Genomic DNA, 15,979 nt, shown 5'->3' with positions numbered 1-15,979 from the left:
ACCCGCGCACCCCACCCCCTCACACAGGCTGACCGAACAGCTTCTGCAGGACGTCCTCCATCGTGACCATGCCGGCCAGGCGCCCGTCCGAGCCGAGGACCGCCGCCACATGCGTGCGGCTGCCGCGCATGGCCGTCAGGACGTCGTCCAGCGGAGTCGTCTCGCGCACCTGGGCGATCTTGCGCATGTCCGGCACCCGGAACGGCAGATCGCGCGGCGCCCGGTCCAGCGCGTCCTTCACATGCAGATAGCCCACGATCCGGCGGCCGTCGTCGACCACGGGGAAACGGGAGAACCCGGACTCGGCCGAGAGCTGCTCCAGCTTCTCCGGCGTGACGCCCACGCGCGCGTAGACCACCGCCTCCAGGGGCAGGACCACGTCCCGCACCGGACGGCGGCCCAGTTCCAGCGCGTCGTGCAGCCGTTCCTGCGCACGGTTGTCGATCAGACCGGCGTCTCCGGAGTCCTTGACCATGCGGGCGAGATCGTCGTCGGAGAAGCTCGCCGACACCTCGTCCTTGGCCTCGACGTGCAGCAGCTTCAGCAGGCCGTTGGCGAACGCGTTGATCGCGAAGATCACCGGCCGCAGCGCACGCGCGAGCGCCACCAGCGGCGGCCCGAGCAGCAGCGCGGAACGCACGGGCTCCGCGAGGGCGATGTTCTTCGGGATCATCTCGCCCAGGAGCATGTGCAGATACGTCGCCAGGGTCAGCGCGATGACGAACGAGATCGGGTGGACCAGTCCGTGCGGCACGCCCACCGCGTCGAACACGGGCTCCAGCAGGTGCGCGATCGCGGGCTCCGCGACGACACCGAGGACCAGGGTGCACAGCGTGATGCCGAGCTGCGCCGCCGCGAGGAGCGCGGACACGTGCTGCAGGCCCCACATCACGCTCTTGGCGCGCCGGTCGCCGTCCTCGGCGTACGGCTCGATCTGGCTGCGGCGCACGGAGATCAGGGCGAACTCGGCACCCACGAAGAAGGCGTTGACGACGAGCGTCGCCAGACCGATCAGCAACTGGACGGCGATCATCGGACATCCTCCGGGGTGTCGTCGCTGTCGTCGGCGTCGAGCGGGGCGCGCAGCATGACGCGGGCGGCACGCCGCCCCGACGCGTCCACGACGTCGAGCCGCCAGCCGCCCACCTGGACGCCGTCACCGACGGCGGGGATGCGGCCGAGCTCCGTGGCGACGAGGCCCGCGAGCGTCTCGTACGGCCCGTCGGGCACCCGCAGGCCGACCCGTGCGAGCTGGTCGGTGCGGGCGGCGCCGTCGGCGGAGTAGAGCGTCCTGCCGTCGTCGTCGGTGCCCTCGTGGGAGATGTCGGGCGTCTCGTGCGGGTCGTGCTCGTCCCGCACCTCACCGACGACCTCCTCGACGATGTCCTCCAGGGTCGCCACCCCGGCCGTACCGCCGTACTCGTCGATGACCACGGCCATCGTGCGCTTGCCCGAGAGGCGGTCCAGGAGCCGGTCGACGGTGAGCGTCTCCGGCACGAGCAGCGGCTCGCGCATCAGCTCGGCGACGGACACGCGCTGCCTGCGCTCCGCGGGCACGGCCAGCACGTCCTTGATGTGCGCGACGCCGACGACGGTGTCGAGGTTGCCGCGGTACACGGGGAAGCGGGAGAGGCCGGTGGCGCGCGTGGCGTTCGCGACGTCCTCGCACGTGGCGTGCACCTCGAGGGCCATGACCTGGACGCGCGGCGTCATCACGTTCTCCGCGGTCAGGTCGGCGAGGTTCAGCGTGCGCACGAACAGCTCGGCCGTGTCCGCCTCGAGCGCGCCCTCCTTGGCGGAGTGGCGGGCCAGAGCGATCAGTTCCTTGGGGCCGCGCGCGGACGCGAGCTCCTCGGCGGGCTCGATGCCGAAGCGGCGCACGGAACGGTTCGCGGTGTTGTTGAGATGCGCGATGAACGGCCGGAACGCGGCACTGAAGAGCCGCTGCGGCGTGGCCACCCGCTTGGCGACGGCGAGCGGTGAGGAGATCGCCCAGTTCTTGGGCACCAGCTCACCGATGACCATCAGGAAGACGGTCGACAGGGCCGTTCCGATCACCAGAGCGATGGAGGACGCCGCGGACCGCGGTATGCCGATGTCACGCAGCGGGCCCGCGATCAGGGCGGCGATGGACGGCTCGGAGAGCATGCCGACCACCAGGTTGGTGACGGTGATGCCGAGCTGCGCGCCCGAGAGCTGGAAGGTGAGGTTCTTGACGGCTTTGAGGGCACCGGCGGCGCCGACCTCGCCGCGCTCCACGGCCCGCTCGAGCTCACTGCGCTCGACCGTCGTGAGGGAGAACTCCGCGGCGACGAACACACCGCACGCCAGGCAGAGCAGCACCGCCACGAGGAGCAGGAGCACTTCGGTCATCGGGTCACCTCCGTCCCATGATCGGGCAGGGGCGGGAGGAATGCGCGATGTCGGGTACTGGGAGGCTCGCCCATGGGCGGACGCTCACACCTTTCAGTCGGATACGAGTATTGCGTCCATGGTAAAGGATCAGCAAAGCCACTCGAACCTCTGTCGGGATCTGCCGTAACCGGCCGGGATGTGCGGGGGCTACCCCTCTACCCCGCGGAGGGGGCTTCACCCAGCGGTTTCACCCACCGGCTCCACTGCGGCTCGGGCGTGTAGCCCGCCGCGTGCCAGGTGTGGTGGGCGAGCTCGTTGCGGTCCAGGACCATCGCGTCCCCGCGGCGCCCGCCGAGCCGTACGAACCGCTCCTCGGCCGCGGCGAGCAGCGCCGAGCCCACGCCGCGCCTGCGGTGGTCCGGGTGCACCGCGAGGCGGTAGAGGTGGCAGCGCCAGCCGTCGAAACCCGCGATGACCGTCCCCGCGAATTCGCCGCCTCGCTCGGCGAGGATCAGCGCCTCCGGGTCGCGCGCGACGAGCCGCTCCACGCCCGAGCGGTCGTCGCTGATGCTCGTGCCCTCGGCGGCCACCTTCCAGAAGGCGAGCACCGCGTCCAGGTCCTCGGGCACCGCGGCCCGTATCCGAAGATCATCCATACGGCCATCCCACCACCCGCCGACGCCCGGGCGCGCGCGATATCCGGGATGTGGACGGCGGCGGTCCTGCCGGGGAACCTCCGCCTACTCCTACTCGTGTGCGATCGCCGCCAGCACGTTCATGCGCGACGCGCGCAGCGCGGGCAGCAGCGCCGCCGCGAGGCCGACGACCACCGAGCCGATCACCACCGCGACGATCGTCGTCCAGGGGAACGCCAGCTCCTTCATGCCCTGCAACGCGAGCACCTGCTGCACGGCGACGCCCCAGACCATCCCGAGCGCGAGACCGAGCAGCGCCCCGAACACCGCGATCACCACCGACTCCAGGCGGATCATGCGGCGCAGCTGACGGCGGCCGAGGCCGATGGCGCGGAGCAGCCCGATCTCCCGGGTGCGTTCCACGACCGACAGGGCGAGGGTGTTGACGACACCGAGGACCGCTATGACGATCGCGAGGCCGAGGAGGGCGTAGACGAGGTACAGCATCACGGCGATCTGCTGCCGGATCAGCTCCTTGTAGTCGGCCTGGTCGCGCACCTGCACCTGCGGATACGGGTCCAGCGTCCTGTCCAGGCGCTCGCGCAGGGTGTCGGCGTCCGTGCCCGGTGCCGCGTTGACGTACAGCGCGGAGTCCTGACCGCCCGGCACGTACTTCTCGACCGTGTCGAACCCGAGGAACAGCCCGCCTTCGACGCCGAAGCCCTCGGGCGAGTCCTGGTCGGTGAGCGCGCCCACGGTCAGCTTCGTCTCGCGCCCGCCGGGGAACGTCGCGGGCAGACTGTCGCCGACCCGCACCTTGTGCTTCTTCGCGAAGTCCACGTCCATGCCGATCCGTCCCGCGGCGAGCGCGTCCCGTGAACCACCCTGCGCGTACGTCACCTTGGCGACGTCGTCGAGACGCGGATCGTAGCCCGCGGCCGTCGACTCGACGTGCCTGCCGTCGGGCAGCGCCAGTTCGATGGGGGTGAAGCGCTGGCGCACGACGAGACCCGCTCCCTCGGTCTCCTCGACCTTCCCGGTGATCTCCGGGGAGAACGGCATGAAGTTGCTGTTCTGCACGACGAAGTCCGCACCCAGCGTCCGGTCGATCTGCCGGTCGAACGACTTCGTCATCGACGCGCTGGCCACCGAGAGGCCGCCGACCAGCGCGAGCCCCACCATCAGCGCGGCCGCCGTGGCGCCCGTGCGGCGCGGGTTGCGCAGCGCGTTGCGCTGGCTCATCCGGCCGACGGAGCCGAAGACCGCGGGGAAGACGCCACCGAGGATGCGGATCACCGGCCGCACCAGGAGGGGCCCCGCGATGACCGTGGCGATCAGGGTCAGGACGATGCCGAGGCCGAGGAGCGAGGCCGCGGAAGACGTCTTCTCCGCGGTGGCGCAGCCCGTTAGAGCCGCCGCACCGGCCGCCCCGACGACCGCGCCGGCGACCGCCCGCACCTTCAACGGCCGCCCGACACCGGCGATCTCGGCGTCCGCGAGCGCGGCCATCGGCGAGACGTGCGCGGCGCGCCGGGCGGGGAGGAACGCCGCGACGAACGTGACGCCCACCCCGACCACGTACGAGGCGACCGGCGTCGCCCACCCGATGACCATCTCCGTGGACTTCAGGTTCATCCCGAGCACGCCCATGAGCTCGATCAGACCGAGGGCGAGACCAATGCCCGCGGCGAGTCCGAGCGTCGAACCGACGAGGCCGAGCAGCAGCGCCTCGACGAGCACGGAACGCCGCACCTGCCTGCGGTCGGCACCCAGCGCCCGGAGCAGCCCCAGCTCACGGGTGCGCTGCGCGATGAGCATGGAGAACGTGTTGACGATCAGGAAGATGCCGACGAGTACGGCGACACCGGCGAAGCCGAGCATCACGTACTTGATGACGTCGAGGAAGCCGCCGAGTTCGGACGCCGCGGACTCGGCCTGCTCGTCGGCGGTCTCCAGGTCGTATCCGGAGCCGAGTTCGGCGCCGACGCGGCGTTTCAGGACGGTGTCGCTCACCCCGGCGTCGGCGGTCACGGAGATGCTCGTCGCCGCTTTCGCCGAACCGAGCAGCTCACGCTGGGCGCTCGCGGTGTCCAGGAAGACGAGTGCGGCGCCGGGGTTCGTGGTGGTGAAGGTGGCGATGCCGACGACCTCGACCTCGAACGAGCCGGGGCGGGCGAGGACGGTGAGGGTGTCCCCGATCTCCACGTCCTTCTTGTCGGCCGTGTCCGCGTCGATCATCGCCTGCCCGGCTCCGCGCGGGGCACGGCCCGAGGTGAGCTCCACGGGGCTGCGGTCGGTGGGGTACCAGTTCGTGGCGACGGTGGGCGCGCCCGTCGTGGAACCCACGGACTCGTTGTCGCGGTCGACGATGGTGATGTTGTCGACGGACACGTCGATGTGCGCGTCCGCGACTCCGGAGACGCCGGCCACCCGCTCCTTGAGGCTCGCGGGCAGCGTCGGCGTCTGCCCGGACGGCACCGCTTCGTCGAGGTCCTCCCCGGGCGCCACCGTCACGTCGGCCGACGTGGAGGCGAAGAGGCGGTCGAAGGTGCGGGTGACCGTGTCCGAGAAGATCAGGCTGCCCGCGACGAACGCCACCGAGAGGATCACGGCCAGCGCGGAGAGCGCCAGCCGGCCCTTGTGCGCGAGGAAGCTTCTGAGCGTAGCCTTCAGCACCGCGGCCTCCCGTTCAGCTCTGCTGCCCGGACGGACGGTCCCCGGGCACGTCCGGCGTGCCCGGCGGCGCCGCGGGTGCCGCGTGCGACACGTCGAACCGCTTCATGCGCTCCAGGACCGCGTCCGCCGTCGGCCGCGCCATCTCGTCCACGATCCGCCCGTCGCCCAGGAAGAGGACCAGGTCGGAGTGGCCCGCCGCGCTCGGGTCATGGGTCACCATCACCACGGTCTGGCCGAGCTGGTCCACCGCGTCGCGCAGGAACCCGAGGACTTCGAGCCCGGCCCGCGAGTCCAGGTTGCCCGTCGGCTCGTCGGCGAAGATCAGCTCGGGCTTCGCGGCGAGCGCCCGCGCACAGGCCACGCGCTGCTGCTGACCGCCCGACAGCTGAGCCGGGCGGTGCTTCAGCCGGTCCCGCAAGCCCAGCGTGTCGATGACGTGCTCCAGCCAGTCGCGGTCGGGCCGCTGCCCCGCGATGTCCATCGGAAGCGTCATGTTCTCCAGGGCGTTGAGCGTGGGGATGAGGTTGAAGGACTGGAACATGAAGCCGATGCGGTCGCGCCGCAGCCGGGTCAGCTCGCGCTCCTTGAGCCCCGTGATCTCGGTGTCGCCGAGCCACACCTGGCCCGCGGACACGCTGTCGAGCCCGGCCAGGCAGTGCATCAGCGTGGACTTGCCCGACCCGGAAGGACCCATGACGGCCGTGAAGCGCCCGCGCGTGATGTCCACGTCGACCGAGTCGAGGGCGAGCACGGTCGTCTCGCCCGAGCCGTACGCCTTGGTGAGGCCGCGGGCGCGCGCGGCGATCCCGGCGGGCTCCGAACTGTCCGTGAACGGTGCCGAAGCAGGTGTGGACAAGGCGGCCTCCTGGGTTGTGGCCGGACCAACTCCCGTAACCCCGCAGAGAGTAGTGGGGCTGGCCGGGTGTCCGGTATCCCTCCGAGGTCGGGCCCCGCAACGTATGTAAGGGACAAGGTCCTTGCGGTCTTGTCGTGCTAGCACCCTGACGCTAGCTTGACGGTATGGCGAAGACTCAGCTGAACGTACGGGTGGACGAGGACACCGCCAGGGCCGCGCGGGAACGCGCCCTGGCCCGGGGCATGAGCGTGAACCGCTACATAGAAGAACTGGTCAAACAGGACGCCGGGGAAATCGGGCACACCTTCGTCGAGGCCGCCGCCGACTTCATGAAGCAGTACGAATCCGTCTTCGCCGAGGAGTTCGGCATGGAGCGCGAGGGCAGCCGCCCGCTGCGTGAAGGTCGTCGCTGAGCCGTTGGACCTCAGAATCGACCTTGCCTGGCTCCTGATGATCGCGGAACACAAGACGCCCGGAGACCCCCAGGTCACCGACTGGGGCGCACTCGTCGCCGCCGTGAGCAGACACGAGGCGGAGATATTCGGCGTGCCCGTCTACGAAACCCCGCACGACCGCGCCGCCGCGCTCCTCCAGGTCCTCCTCCACATCCCGGCGCTCGAACGCTCCAACGCCCTCTTCGCCTCCTCCGTCGCCTACGCCTACCTCGTCTCCAGCGGTCTCAAGGTCGTCACCTCGCCCGAGCAGGTGCGCGACCTCGCCCGGCTGGTGAAGGAGGACGGCGCGAGCGTGCACGCCATCGCGGACCAGCTGCGCCTGTGGAGTCTGTGAGCCGGCCGCCGGTGTTTCAGGGGACGTCGGGGCGGTAGGCCGTGCCGAGCACGCAGTACGACGTGGGCAGCCTCGGCCCCTTCGCCGGTACCAGGAGGCGCCGGTGCGCACCCGGCTCGAACCCCGCCTCGCGCAGAGCGGCCAGGGTGTCCCGCGCGACGTGACAGCCGCCGAACAGAGGCGGCCACACCGTACGGTCCAGGACGTGCTGCGTCGTCGCCATCACCTTCCCCGGCGCCCTGCCGTGCTCGAAGAACCGCACCTCACCGCCGGGCCGCAGCACCCTGTGGAGCTCGCCGAGCGCCCGCGGCACGTCCCGCACACTGCACAGCACCAGCGAGACGACGGCCGCGTCGAACGCCTCACTCTTGACGGGCAGCGCCTCGGCGGCGCCCGGCACGACATCCACCGGCACGTCCGCGCGCAGCGCCGCGGCGACCGCGAGCCGCCGCAGCAGACGCTCCGGTTCGATCGCCACCACCTCGGAGACCGCTCCCGGGTAGTGCGCGAAGTTGAGCCCGTTGCCCGCCCCGACCTCGATGACCCGGCCGGAGAGACCGGCGAGCAGCTCACGGCGGTGGGCGCCGATCACGGGCTCGGCGGCCACGCTCTGCCGGGCGTAGAAGCGGGCGAAAACGGGGTGGTGCACGGCATCCCGTGACCTGGGCTTGGCTGAGCGCGGCGACATGGGCCCTCCTCGGAGGAGACCTCGGCGTACGGGACGGATACCGCCATGGTGCCCCGTCGGCGGGCGGGCGACCCCGCAGAGCGGACGCGTCTCATCGGCCGCGTCCAGAAGTCACCCGCCCGCCGTCCCGCTCACCGCATCAGTGCGCGGGCGGCGCGGGCGCCTCACGCTCGGCGAAGGACGGGCCGTCCCACGTGCCGCCGAGTTCCGGTCCCAGCCAACTCGCCGCCGCCGCACGGAAGTCGGCGCCGTCGAGCGCCCCTGCTCCCTCCGGGACGGCGCCGAGCAGCGGCGAGCCCGCGTCCTTCGGCAGGTCCGCGAGGTTGCAGCGGGACGCCAGGTCAGGGACGGCCGGCCAGCTGCCGATCAGCGGACCGAGCTGGCGCACGCCGCGCGCCCGCAGCGCCTCCGCCGTCAGCTGCGTCGTGTTGAGCGAACCGAGGCCCGCCGACACCACGACGAGCACGGGAGCGCCGAGGAGCCGCGCGGCGTCGGCGAGGGTGCCGCCCTCGTCGTCGAGACGTACGAGCAGCCCGCCCGCCCCCTCGACCAGGACCAGGTCGTGCTCGGTCGCCAGCTTCGCGGCCGCGTCGGCCACCTCCCGCGGGTGAACCTGGGCCCGCCCGGACCGCCGCGCTGCCACGTCCGGTGCCAACGGCTCGGGATAGCGCACGAGTTCACGCGTGGTGATGCCGTCACCCGCGAGCCGCAGCACCTCCTGGGCGTCGCCGGGCTCGCCCGGGGCGACCCCGGTCTGCGCCGGTTTGAGCACCGCGACGCTGCGCCCGGCCGCGCGGGCCACCGCGGCCACCGCGGCCGTCGTCACCGTCTTGCCGATCTCCGTGCCCGTGCCGGACACCACGATCACCGTCACGTCAGCCCTCCTTCGCCGCCGCGCACACCGCGCGCGCGATCCGTGCCACGTCGTCGTCGCCCGTGATGTACGGCGGCATCGTGTAGACGAGGTCGCGGAACGGCCGTACCCACACGCCTTCGCGCACCGCCGCCCTTGTCGCCGCCTCCATGTCCACCGGGTGGTCGAGCTGGACGACACCGATCGCCCCGAGGACACGGACCTCCCGCACGGAAGGGAGCGCGGCCGCCTCGGACAGGCCCTCCCGCAGGCCCGCCTCGATCCGCTTGACCTCGGTGTGCCAGTCCTGACCGAGCAGCAGGTCGATCGAGGCACCGGCCACCGCGGCCGCCAGCGGATTGCCCATGAACGTCGGACCGTGCGCCAGAACCGGCACCTCGCCACGCGAGATGCCGTCGGCCACCCGGGACGTGCACAGCGTCGCGGCCATCGACAGATAACCGCCGGTCAGTGCCTTGCCCACGCACATCACATCGGGCGTGACCCCCGCGTGGTCGGCGGCGAACAGCGCGCCCGTACGGCCGAAGCCCGTCGCGATCTCGTCGAAGACCAGCAGCACGTCATGGGCGTCGCACGCCTCCCGCAGCGCGCGGAGGTAGCCGGGGGAGTGGAAGCGCATGCCGCCGGCGCCCTGTACCACCGGCTCGACGATCACTCCGGCGAGTTCGCCTGCGTGCCGCCCCATGAGCTCGTGGAGGTGCTCGGCGTACGACTCCTCGTACGCGTCGAACCCGCTCGGCGGCGCGTCCGCGAACACCTGTTGCGGCAGCACGCCCTGCCACAGCTCGTGCATGCCGCCCTTGGGATCGCACACGGCCATCGGCTGCCAGGTGTCACCGTGGTAGCCGCCCCGCCACGTCAGCATCCGCTGCTTCTCCGGGCGGCCGAGCGAGCGCCAGTGCTGCAGGCACATCTTGACGGCGACCTCGACCGAGACCGACCCGGAGTCGGAGAGGAAGACGTGCTCCAGACCGTCGGGCGTCATGTCGACGAGACGCTTCGCGAGGGAGACGGCGGGTTCGTGCGTGAGCCCGCCGAACATGACGTGGCTCATGCGGTCCAGCTGACCGCGCACCGCCTCGTTGAGGACCGGGTGGTTGTAGCCGTGGATCGCCGACCACCAGGACGACATCCCGTCGACCAGTTCGGTGCCACTGCCCGCGAGGCGCAGCCGGACGCCGCTCGCCGACTCGACGACCAGGGGTTCCTGGCGGCCCGGCATCGGTCCGTAGGGGTGCCAGACGTGCTGCCGGTCGAGTGCGAGCAGATCCGCGGTGGAGAGGTCAGGCATTGGGCGCCAGATCCGTTCCCGCGCCCCGGCGGCGTACCGCCACCAGGTCCGTGCGCGCCTCGTTGGAATCCGCCACGGGCTCGGCCATGGGTTCGTCCACCGGCTCGGCGGCAGGCTCGTCCGACCCGCAGGGCCCGCACCCGCCGCCCTCGTGCGAACCGCAGGCACCGCCCTCGTGCGCACCACAGCCGGCCGCCGCGTCGACGCGGTGCCGCGGCAGCGTCACCTGGTCCGTGCCCTCGACCTCGAAGCCGGCGTCCGCGATCATCGCCAGGTCGTCCTTGCCCGCCTGACCCTCACTGGTCAGGTAGTCGCCCAGGAAGATCGAGTTGGCGATGTTCAGGGCGAGCGGCTGCAGGGAGCGCAGATGCACCTCGCGGCCACCGGCGATGCGCACCTCGACGTCCGGGCAGACGAAGCGGGCCATCGCCAGGATGCGCAGACAGCGCTGCGGCGTGAGGTTCCACTCCTTGGCCAGCGGCGTGCCCTCGAAGGGGATCAGGAAGTTGACCGGTACCGAGTCCGCGTCGAGTTCGCGCAGCGAGAAGACGACGTCGACTAGGTCCTCGTCCTTCTCGCCCATGCCGGCGATCAGGCCCGAGCAGGCGGACAGGCCCGCCGCATGCGCCTTCTGGACGGTGTCGACGCGGTCGGCGTAGGTGTGCGTCTTGGTGATGTCCGCATACGTCGCTTCCGACGTGTTGAGGTTGTGGTTGTACGCGTCCGCGCCCGCACCCCGCAGACGCTCCGCCTGCCCGTCCGAGAGGAGACCGAGGCAGGCACAGACCTCGACCCCCTCGTTCTGCTCCTTCACCGCGGCGATGGTCTTCGCCACCCGGTCCACGTCGCGGTCGGTCGGGCCGCGCCCGCTCGCGACCAGGCACACCCGCTTCGCGCCGCCCGCGACCCCGGCCGCCGCGGCCTGCGAGGCCTCCTCGGGCTTCAGCCACGTGTACTTGAGGATCTCGGCCTTGGAGCCGAGGCGCTGCGAACAGTACGAACAGTCCTCCGGGCACAGGCCCGACTTGAGGTTGACCAGATAGTTGAGTTTCACCCGTCGCCCGAACCAGTGCCGCCGCACCTTCCCGGCTGCGGCCACTACGTCCAGGAGATCGTCGTCGGAGGTGGCCAGTACGGCCAGCGCCTCTTCACGGGTCGGCAGCTCGCGCCGAAGCCCCTTGTCCACCAGCGTGTTCAGCAGGTCCATGGCGCTGATCCTTACGTACGGCAGCCTCCCCGGCCAAGGAGAGTTCGCACAACAGAAACGGTTTGAGGTGTGGGTATCGCCACACCCTGGCCAGGTGGTCCGACGACTAAGGTCTGTGCAATGTCTACAAACAGGCACCCTCTGACGGGCGCGTCCTCCGCGGCGTTCGGCTGGCTCGACGAGCAGGCGCGGCTGCGCGCGGAGGCCGGACTCGTCCGCACCCTGCGCCCGCGCTCGGCGGACCCCGAAGGGCTCCTCGATCTGGCGGGCAACGACTACCTCGGCCTGACCCGGCACCCCGAGGTCGTCGAGGGCGCGGCCGTCGCGGCCCGGCGGTGGGGCGGCGGAGCGACCGGATCGCGGCTCGTCACCGGCTCCACGGAGCTGCACGCCGAACTGGAGCGTGAGCTCGCCGCGTTCTGCGGCTTCGAGGCGGCCCTCGTCTTCTCCTCCGGCTACGCGGCGAACCTCGCCGCCGTCACCGCGCTCGCCCCGCACGGTTCGCTGATCGTCTCCGACGCGGGCAATCACGCGTCCCTGATCGACGGGTGCCGGCTCGCGCGTGGGACGACGCATGTGGTGCCGCACGCCGACCCCGAAGCCGTGCGCAAGACGCTGGACGCCCACGGCACAGGACCCGCCGTCCTCGTGTCCGACTCGGTGTTCTCGGTGGACGGCGACATGGCGCCCCTCGCCGAACAGGCCGTGGTGTGCCGGGAGTTCGGCGCGGGGCTGATCGTCGACGACGCCCACGGTCTCGGCGTGCTCGGCGACGGCGGCCGGGGTGCGCCGCACGCCGTGGGGCTCGCGGGCGCGGACGACGTGGTGGCCACGCTCACGCTGTCCAAGTCCCTCGGCAGCCAGGGCGGCGCCGTGCTCGGCCCCGCCGGTGTCATCGAGCACCTGGTGAACGCGGCCCGCACCTTCATCTTCGACACGGGTCTCGCGCCCGCCGCTGCCGGGGCCGCGCTGGCCGCCCTGCGCCTGCTGCGCCGCGAGCCCGCACGCGCGGTGCGTGCCCGCGAGGTCGCGGCCGAGCTGCACCGGCGGCTCACGGCCGAGGGGCTTTCGGCGGTACGTCCCGACGCCGCCGTCGTCTCCGTGCGCGCGCCGTCGCCCGAGCGGGCCGTCCGCTGGGCGGCCGACTGCCGGGCCGCCGGCCTCGCCGTGGGGTGCTTCAGGCCGCCATCGGTGCCCGACGGCATCTCGCGGTTGCGGCTGACCGCCCGCGCGGACCTCACCGACGCGCAGATCGCCGGTGCCGTACGGGTGATCAGCCGCAGTGCGCACCGATAGTGTGCCGGGCCCCGCCGGGGGCCGGGAACCACCTACCGGAGGCTGTTGAGGAACGACTCCCAGGGGCCGGGGGAGACGAGCAGGGCCGGCCCTGCGATGTTCTTCGAGTCACGCACGGCGCACAGGCCGGACAGCGGACCCGAGTCGAGGGTGGCGGCCTCGACGCAGTTGTTCATTCCGTTGCTGAAACTGCTGCGCTGCCACCGCGCACCTTGGAGTGTCGTGCTGGAAGGTACGTACCGAGGCAGTGCGGTCATGGTGCCTCCTTACGCGCCGTCGCATAGCCCGGCGATGAATTCCGTTGAGTCCTCGGGTGAGAGCGCTTGTGCTTGAAGGGACAAGTAGGCCTCCGAGTAGGCCTGGAGGTCTTCTTTCCGTTCGAGGTAGAGGCTACTCGTCAAATGGTCGAGAACAACCACATCCAGATCAGCAATGTCCGGAAATGAAAAAATAACGAAAGAACCGATCAGACCTACATGCTCACCCGCGGCGAACGGCAGCACCTGCAGGTCGACGTGGGGCAGAAGAGGTGCTTGTCGTAGCCAATTCAACTGTTCGGCGAAAACCTCCGCCCCGCCCACCGGTCGCCGCAGCACCGCCTCGTCCATGACGACGTGCAGGCGCAGCGGCGGATCCGCGCGCAGCACGTCCTGGCGGGCGAGACGGACCTCGACCAACGCGTCGACCTGCTTCTCCGGCACCCCGCCGAGTGCCGCCCGGGTGACCGCACGCGCGTACGCGGGCGTCTGCAGCAGGCCCGGTACCACCGTCGTCTCCAGCGTGCGCATCCAACTCGCCTGCGACTCCAGGTTGATGAAGTCGCGGTAGGTGGCGGGCAGCAGATCGCGGTACGCCTTCCACCAGTGGTGGCGTCCCGCGCCCGGGTCGTCGGCGCCGGTGAACGCTATGAGCAGTTCGCTGAGGCGCGGGTCCCGCACCTGGTACACATCGAGGAGCAGCCGCACGTCGGCGGCCTTCACGCCACTGCGGCCCGTCTCGATCCGGCTCACCTTGGACTGGTGCCAACCGGCCCTGGCGGCGGCCTGGCTGCTCGTGAGTCCCGCGTGCACACGCAGCGCGCGGAGTTCGGCACCGAGCTGACGGCGGCGCACCGCGGGGCCGTACTGCATGCCCGTCTCCTTTCGGACGGAGCCGCCGGATTTCCCGGCGACGGGGCAGGGCAGTAGGCGAGATTAGAGGAAGTACCGCTCTCCCGCCCAAATACGGTCTGCCGTAGCAGAGTTCACCGCTTCGAGCGACAGATATATGCACATCTCGGTGGATCGCCACCCGTGACCGGCCAAGGAGTGGCAGGCTGGCGCGAAGCACCAGTCCGGGACTGTCCTCGAGTCATCCGCCGCGGGTCGGAGACCGGTCCCGGTGGGAAAGGGACAGCGCCGCCATGGCAGACCACCAGGAAGCCTCCGTCACCCTGCCGAGCGATCCTGCCTCGGTCCCCGCCGCCCGGAAATACGTCTCGCGCGTGCTCGCGGAATGGGGCCTGCCCGGCGACGCGGAGGTGGCCGACACGATCAGGCTGATCGTCTCCGAACTCGCCACGAACGCAGTGCAGCACACCCTGGGACAGTCGCCCACCTTCACGGTCGACGTCGAACTCGACCGTGACGAACATCTGCGGATCGGCGTCACCGACAGCCATCCGCGCTACCCCAGACGTCTCCCCGCGGCGGTCCAGCAGGACAACGGCCGCGGCATGGTGATCATTCGCTGGCTGGCCGCCGAGGCCGGCGGCAGGCTCTCGGTCAGCCCCACCGACGAGGGGGGCAAGACCGTGTGGATCGCGTTGCCCTGGCGCGCACCCGTCCGGCGCACCCCTCGCGACGCCGCCCACTGACCAGGGGGCCCCTCGGCACAAGGGCTCGTCGCCCTACCTGCACCGCTCCCGGCGCAACGGGCGAGGGGCTCCCCCTCGGGACCCCTGAGGGCCTGGCATCTCCCGAAAGCCCGATGTCCGGCTCCTCGGCGAGCGCCGCCTCGACACGCGCCAGGGGGCGCCGCGCGAGCCGTGGCGGTACGCCCCAGAGCCCGACGCACATCGGCAGCGTCCCCGCGCCCACGAGGATGCCCTCGGCCCGACCCGACGTCACATCGACGACGAGCAGCACCGAACCGGCGAGCGTCAGGACCAGCACGCCCAGGCCGACCGCGGCGAGCCGGGACGAGACCCGCACGATGAGCGGCTTGGCCCGCTGCTGGAACAGCGACGGCGTCTCATTGCGGGCGGTACCGGCGCAGTCGTCGGACATCCCGTACGGGTATCCCCGCCGGCACCCTCCACGCACCGTTGCCTGGTGGTGTGTGGAGGGTGCCGGACCGGCGGCGGTGGGTCAGCGGACCCTGCCGTACCAGACGCTCTTGGACCAGATCTTCTCCAGACGCACCACGGTGCCCCTCTTGGGAGCGTGCCAGATGCGGTTGTTACCCGCGTAGATACCGACGTGGTAGACGTTCCGACCGGAGTGGAAGAACACCAGGTCGCCACGGGTCCGGCTGGACTTGGAGATGTGCTTGGTCTTGTTGTACTGCGCGGCGGCGGTGCGCGGGAGCTTCTTGCCCGTCTTCTTGAACGAGTAGAGCGTCAGCCCCGAGCAGTCGAACCGGTTGGGTCCCGCCGAGCCGTAGCCGTACGGGGAGCCCTTCTTGGACGCCGCGATCTTGAGCGCCTTCGTCCCGTGTGTGGCTGCCTCGGCCTCCGACGTGAGCCCGGGGGCCACGACGGTGCCGCCTACGACGGCGAGCGTGAGGACCGATGCGGCACCGGTCCTGGTGAGCAGCGACGGAACATGATTCAGCGCGGTCATGCGCAACCCTTCGTCAGCCGCCTGTGAAAGATGACCTGTCGGGTTCGGGCAGGCGAAGATGCCCGGCCGCGTGGTGCTCTGCGGCTTCACCCCAAGGGCGTCGTCCGGACTTCCCGGACGGGCCCGTCGTACCTGGGTCCTCCACTCCTGCCGTTGCACAGATGTCGACCGGTCATCCGGGTGGCGGCAGGACTCGGCGTCCGCCCGGACCGCCCCGCCGCTGTGGCGGGGGCTTGTCGTCGGAAGGGATCTTGACCCGAGATGGGTCGAAAAACCGAGCCGAAACGGCCTTTTGTGAGGCTCCTCACGACTGGCCTGTTCAGGTGGACACTGCCGAAATCGACCCCCGAGGACGTGGTCCGACGACCTCTCGACCAGCGGCGGAATGCGCAATTCCGCCGGTGCTGTACTCGCGGAACGCAACTTTCACCCCCGCGAGAAACGACGTATTCGTACGCCGTCCGTGGTAGCCCGACTGGTCCGTTTCGAA

Annotated in this window: 17 protein-coding genes and 1 riboswitch; of the genes, 4 read left to right on the top strand and 13 right to left on the bottom strand. The window is 71.0% G+C overall.

Features of this window, described 5'->3' with window-relative positions; all coding sequences use genetic code 11:
* Nucleotides 1-19 precede the first annotated feature (19 nt).
* From DEJ47_RS01610 to DEJ47_RS01590, 5 genes are all read right to left on the bottom strand, one after another.
* The gene (locus tag DEJ47_RS01610; RefSeq protein ID WP_150164173.1) at nucleotides 20-1,033 is read right to left on the bottom strand and encodes a hemolysin family protein; all 1,014 of its coding nucleotides are present in this window, start codon (nucleotides 1,031-1,033) and stop codon (nucleotides 20-22) included.
* On the bottom strand, nucleotides 1,030-2,373 hold the full coding sequence (locus DEJ47_RS01605) for a hemolysin family protein (protein WP_150164171.1): 1,344 nt from the start codon (nucleotides 2,371-2,373) through the stop codon (nucleotides 1,030-1,032). The genes DEJ47_RS01610 and DEJ47_RS01605 overlap by 4 nt, the downstream gene beginning before the upstream one ends.
* A 197-nt stretch (nucleotides 2,374-2,570) precedes the next feature.
* Nucleotides 2,571-3,011: a GNAT family N-acetyltransferase gene (locus DEJ47_RS01600; protein ID WP_150164169.1), complete on the bottom strand. Its 441-nt coding sequence runs from the start codon at nucleotides 3,009-3,011 to the stop codon at nucleotides 2,571-2,573.
* A 90-nt stretch (nucleotides 3,012-3,101) separates the two neighbouring features.
* Complete coding sequence (locus DEJ47_RS01595; protein WP_150164167.1) at nucleotides 3,102-5,666, bottom strand: ABC transporter permease; 2,565 nt, start codon at nucleotides 5,664-5,666, stop codon at nucleotides 3,102-3,104.
* Nucleotides 5,667-5,679: 13 nt separating this feature from the next.
* Nucleotides 5,680-6,522, bottom strand: coding sequence for an ABC transporter ATP-binding protein (locus DEJ47_RS01590; RefSeq protein ID WP_150164165.1), 843 nt, complete (start codon nucleotides 6,520-6,522; stop codon nucleotides 5,680-5,682).
* A gap of 164 nt (nucleotides 6,523-6,686) precedes the next feature.
* Between DEJ47_RS01590 and DEJ47_RS01585 the strand changes: the two genes are divergently transcribed.
* Both DEJ47_RS01585 and DEJ47_RS01580 read left to right on the top strand, forming a co-directional pair.
* Nucleotides 6,687-6,935, top strand: coding sequence for an antitoxin (locus DEJ47_RS01585; RefSeq protein WP_150164163.1), 249 nt, complete (start codon nucleotides 6,687-6,689; stop codon nucleotides 6,933-6,935).
* Nucleotides 6,936-6,939: 4 nt separating this feature from the next.
* The gene (locus tag DEJ47_RS01580) at nucleotides 6,940-7,311 is read left to right on the top strand and encodes a hypothetical protein (protein WP_055699024.1); all 372 of its coding nucleotides are present in this window, start codon (nucleotides 6,940-6,942) and stop codon (nucleotides 7,309-7,311) included.
* Between the two features lie 16 nt (nucleotides 7,312-7,327).
* Here the strand turns inward: DEJ47_RS01580 and DEJ47_RS01575 are convergent, their stop codons facing one another.
* The 4 genes from DEJ47_RS01575 to bioB all read right to left on the bottom strand — a co-directional run bounded on the left by DEJ47_RS01575 (nucleotide 7,328) and on the right by bioB (nucleotide 11,371).
* Nucleotides 7,328-7,999 carry a class I SAM-dependent methyltransferase gene (locus DEJ47_RS01575; protein WP_150164161.1) on the bottom strand — a complete coding sequence of 224 codons (672 nt, stop codon included), beginning with the start codon at nucleotides 7,997-7,999 and terminating at the stop codon, nucleotides 7,328-7,330.
* A gap of 139 nt (nucleotides 8,000-8,138) precedes the next feature.
* Entirely contained in the window at nucleotides 8,139-8,873 is a 735-nt protein-coding gene (gene bioD / locus DEJ47_RS01570) for a dethiobiotin synthase (protein ID WP_150164159.1), read from the bottom strand.
* A gap of 1 nt (nucleotide 8,874) precedes the next feature.
* Nucleotides 8,875-10,164: an adenosylmethionine--8-amino-7-oxononanoate transaminase gene (locus DEJ47_RS01565; protein WP_150164157.1), complete on the bottom strand. Its 1,290-nt coding sequence runs from the start codon at nucleotides 10,162-10,164 to the stop codon at nucleotides 8,875-8,877.
* On the bottom strand, nucleotides 10,157-11,371 hold the full coding sequence (gene bioB / locus DEJ47_RS01560; RefSeq protein WP_150164155.1) for a biotin synthase BioB: 1,215 nt from the start codon (nucleotides 11,369-11,371) through the stop codon (nucleotides 10,157-10,159). The genes DEJ47_RS01565 and bioB overlap by 8 nt, the downstream gene beginning before the upstream one ends.
* A 120-nt stretch (nucleotides 11,372-11,491) precedes the next feature.
* Here bioB and DEJ47_RS01555 point away from each other — a divergent pair, with 120 nt between their 5' ends.
* Entirely contained in the window at nucleotides 11,492-12,667 is a 1,176-nt protein-coding gene (locus DEJ47_RS01555; RefSeq protein ID WP_150164153.1) for an 8-amino-7-oxononanoate synthase, read from the top strand.
* 32 nt (nucleotides 12,668-12,699) lie between these two features.
* Here DEJ47_RS01555 and DEJ47_RS01550 read toward each other — a convergent pair whose 3' ends face one another.
* A complete protein-coding gene (locus tag DEJ47_RS01550; RefSeq protein ID WP_150164151.1) occupies nucleotides 12,700-12,924 on the bottom strand; it encodes a DUF397 domain-containing protein in 225 nt (74 codons plus the stop codon).
* Nucleotides 12,925-12,933: 9 nt separating this feature from the next.
* Nucleotides 12,934-13,797 carry a helix-turn-helix domain-containing protein gene (locus tag DEJ47_RS01545; protein WP_150164149.1) on the bottom strand — a complete coding sequence of 288 codons (864 nt, stop codon included), beginning with the start codon at nucleotides 13,795-13,797 and terminating at the stop codon, nucleotides 12,934-12,936.
* Nucleotides 13,798-14,069: 272 nt separating this feature from the next.
* Between DEJ47_RS01545 and DEJ47_RS01540 the strand changes: the two genes are divergently transcribed.
* Nucleotides 14,070-14,522, top strand: coding sequence for an ATP-binding protein (locus DEJ47_RS01540; RefSeq protein WP_150164147.1), 453 nt, complete (start codon nucleotides 14,070-14,072; stop codon nucleotides 14,520-14,522).
* On the opposite strand, the gene DEJ47_RS37570 is transcribed toward DEJ47_RS01540, so the two are convergent.
* Together DEJ47_RS37570 and DEJ47_RS01530 are read right to left on the bottom strand one after the other, a co-directional pair.
* Complete coding sequence (locus DEJ47_RS37570; protein ID WP_398337765.1) at nucleotides 14,431-14,934, bottom strand: DUF6328 family protein; 504 nt, start codon at nucleotides 14,932-14,934, stop codon at nucleotides 14,431-14,433. The genes DEJ47_RS01540 and DEJ47_RS37570 overlap by 92 nt on opposite strands.
* An 81-nt stretch (nucleotides 14,935-15,015) precedes the next feature.
* Nucleotides 15,016-15,489, bottom strand: a complete 474-nt coding sequence (locus DEJ47_RS01530; protein WP_150164145.1) for a C40 family peptidase — start codon at nucleotides 15,487-15,489, stop codon at nucleotides 15,016-15,018.
* Nucleotides 15,490-15,492: 3 nt separating this feature from the next.
* A riboswitch (cyclic di-AMP (ydaO/yuaA leader) is annotated at nucleotides 15,493-15,669 on the bottom strand.
* Nucleotides 15,670-15,979: the final 310 nt, after the last annotated feature.

Origin of the sequence: Streptomyces venezuelae, from assembly GCF_008642355.1 — a bacterium.
GTDB lineage: Bacteria > Actinomycetota > Actinomycetes > Streptomycetales > Streptomycetaceae > Streptomyces > Streptomyces venezuelae_B.
The sequence above is the reverse complement of the archived record's forward strand: the minus strand, read 5'-3'. Positions and strand labels throughout refer to the sequence as shown.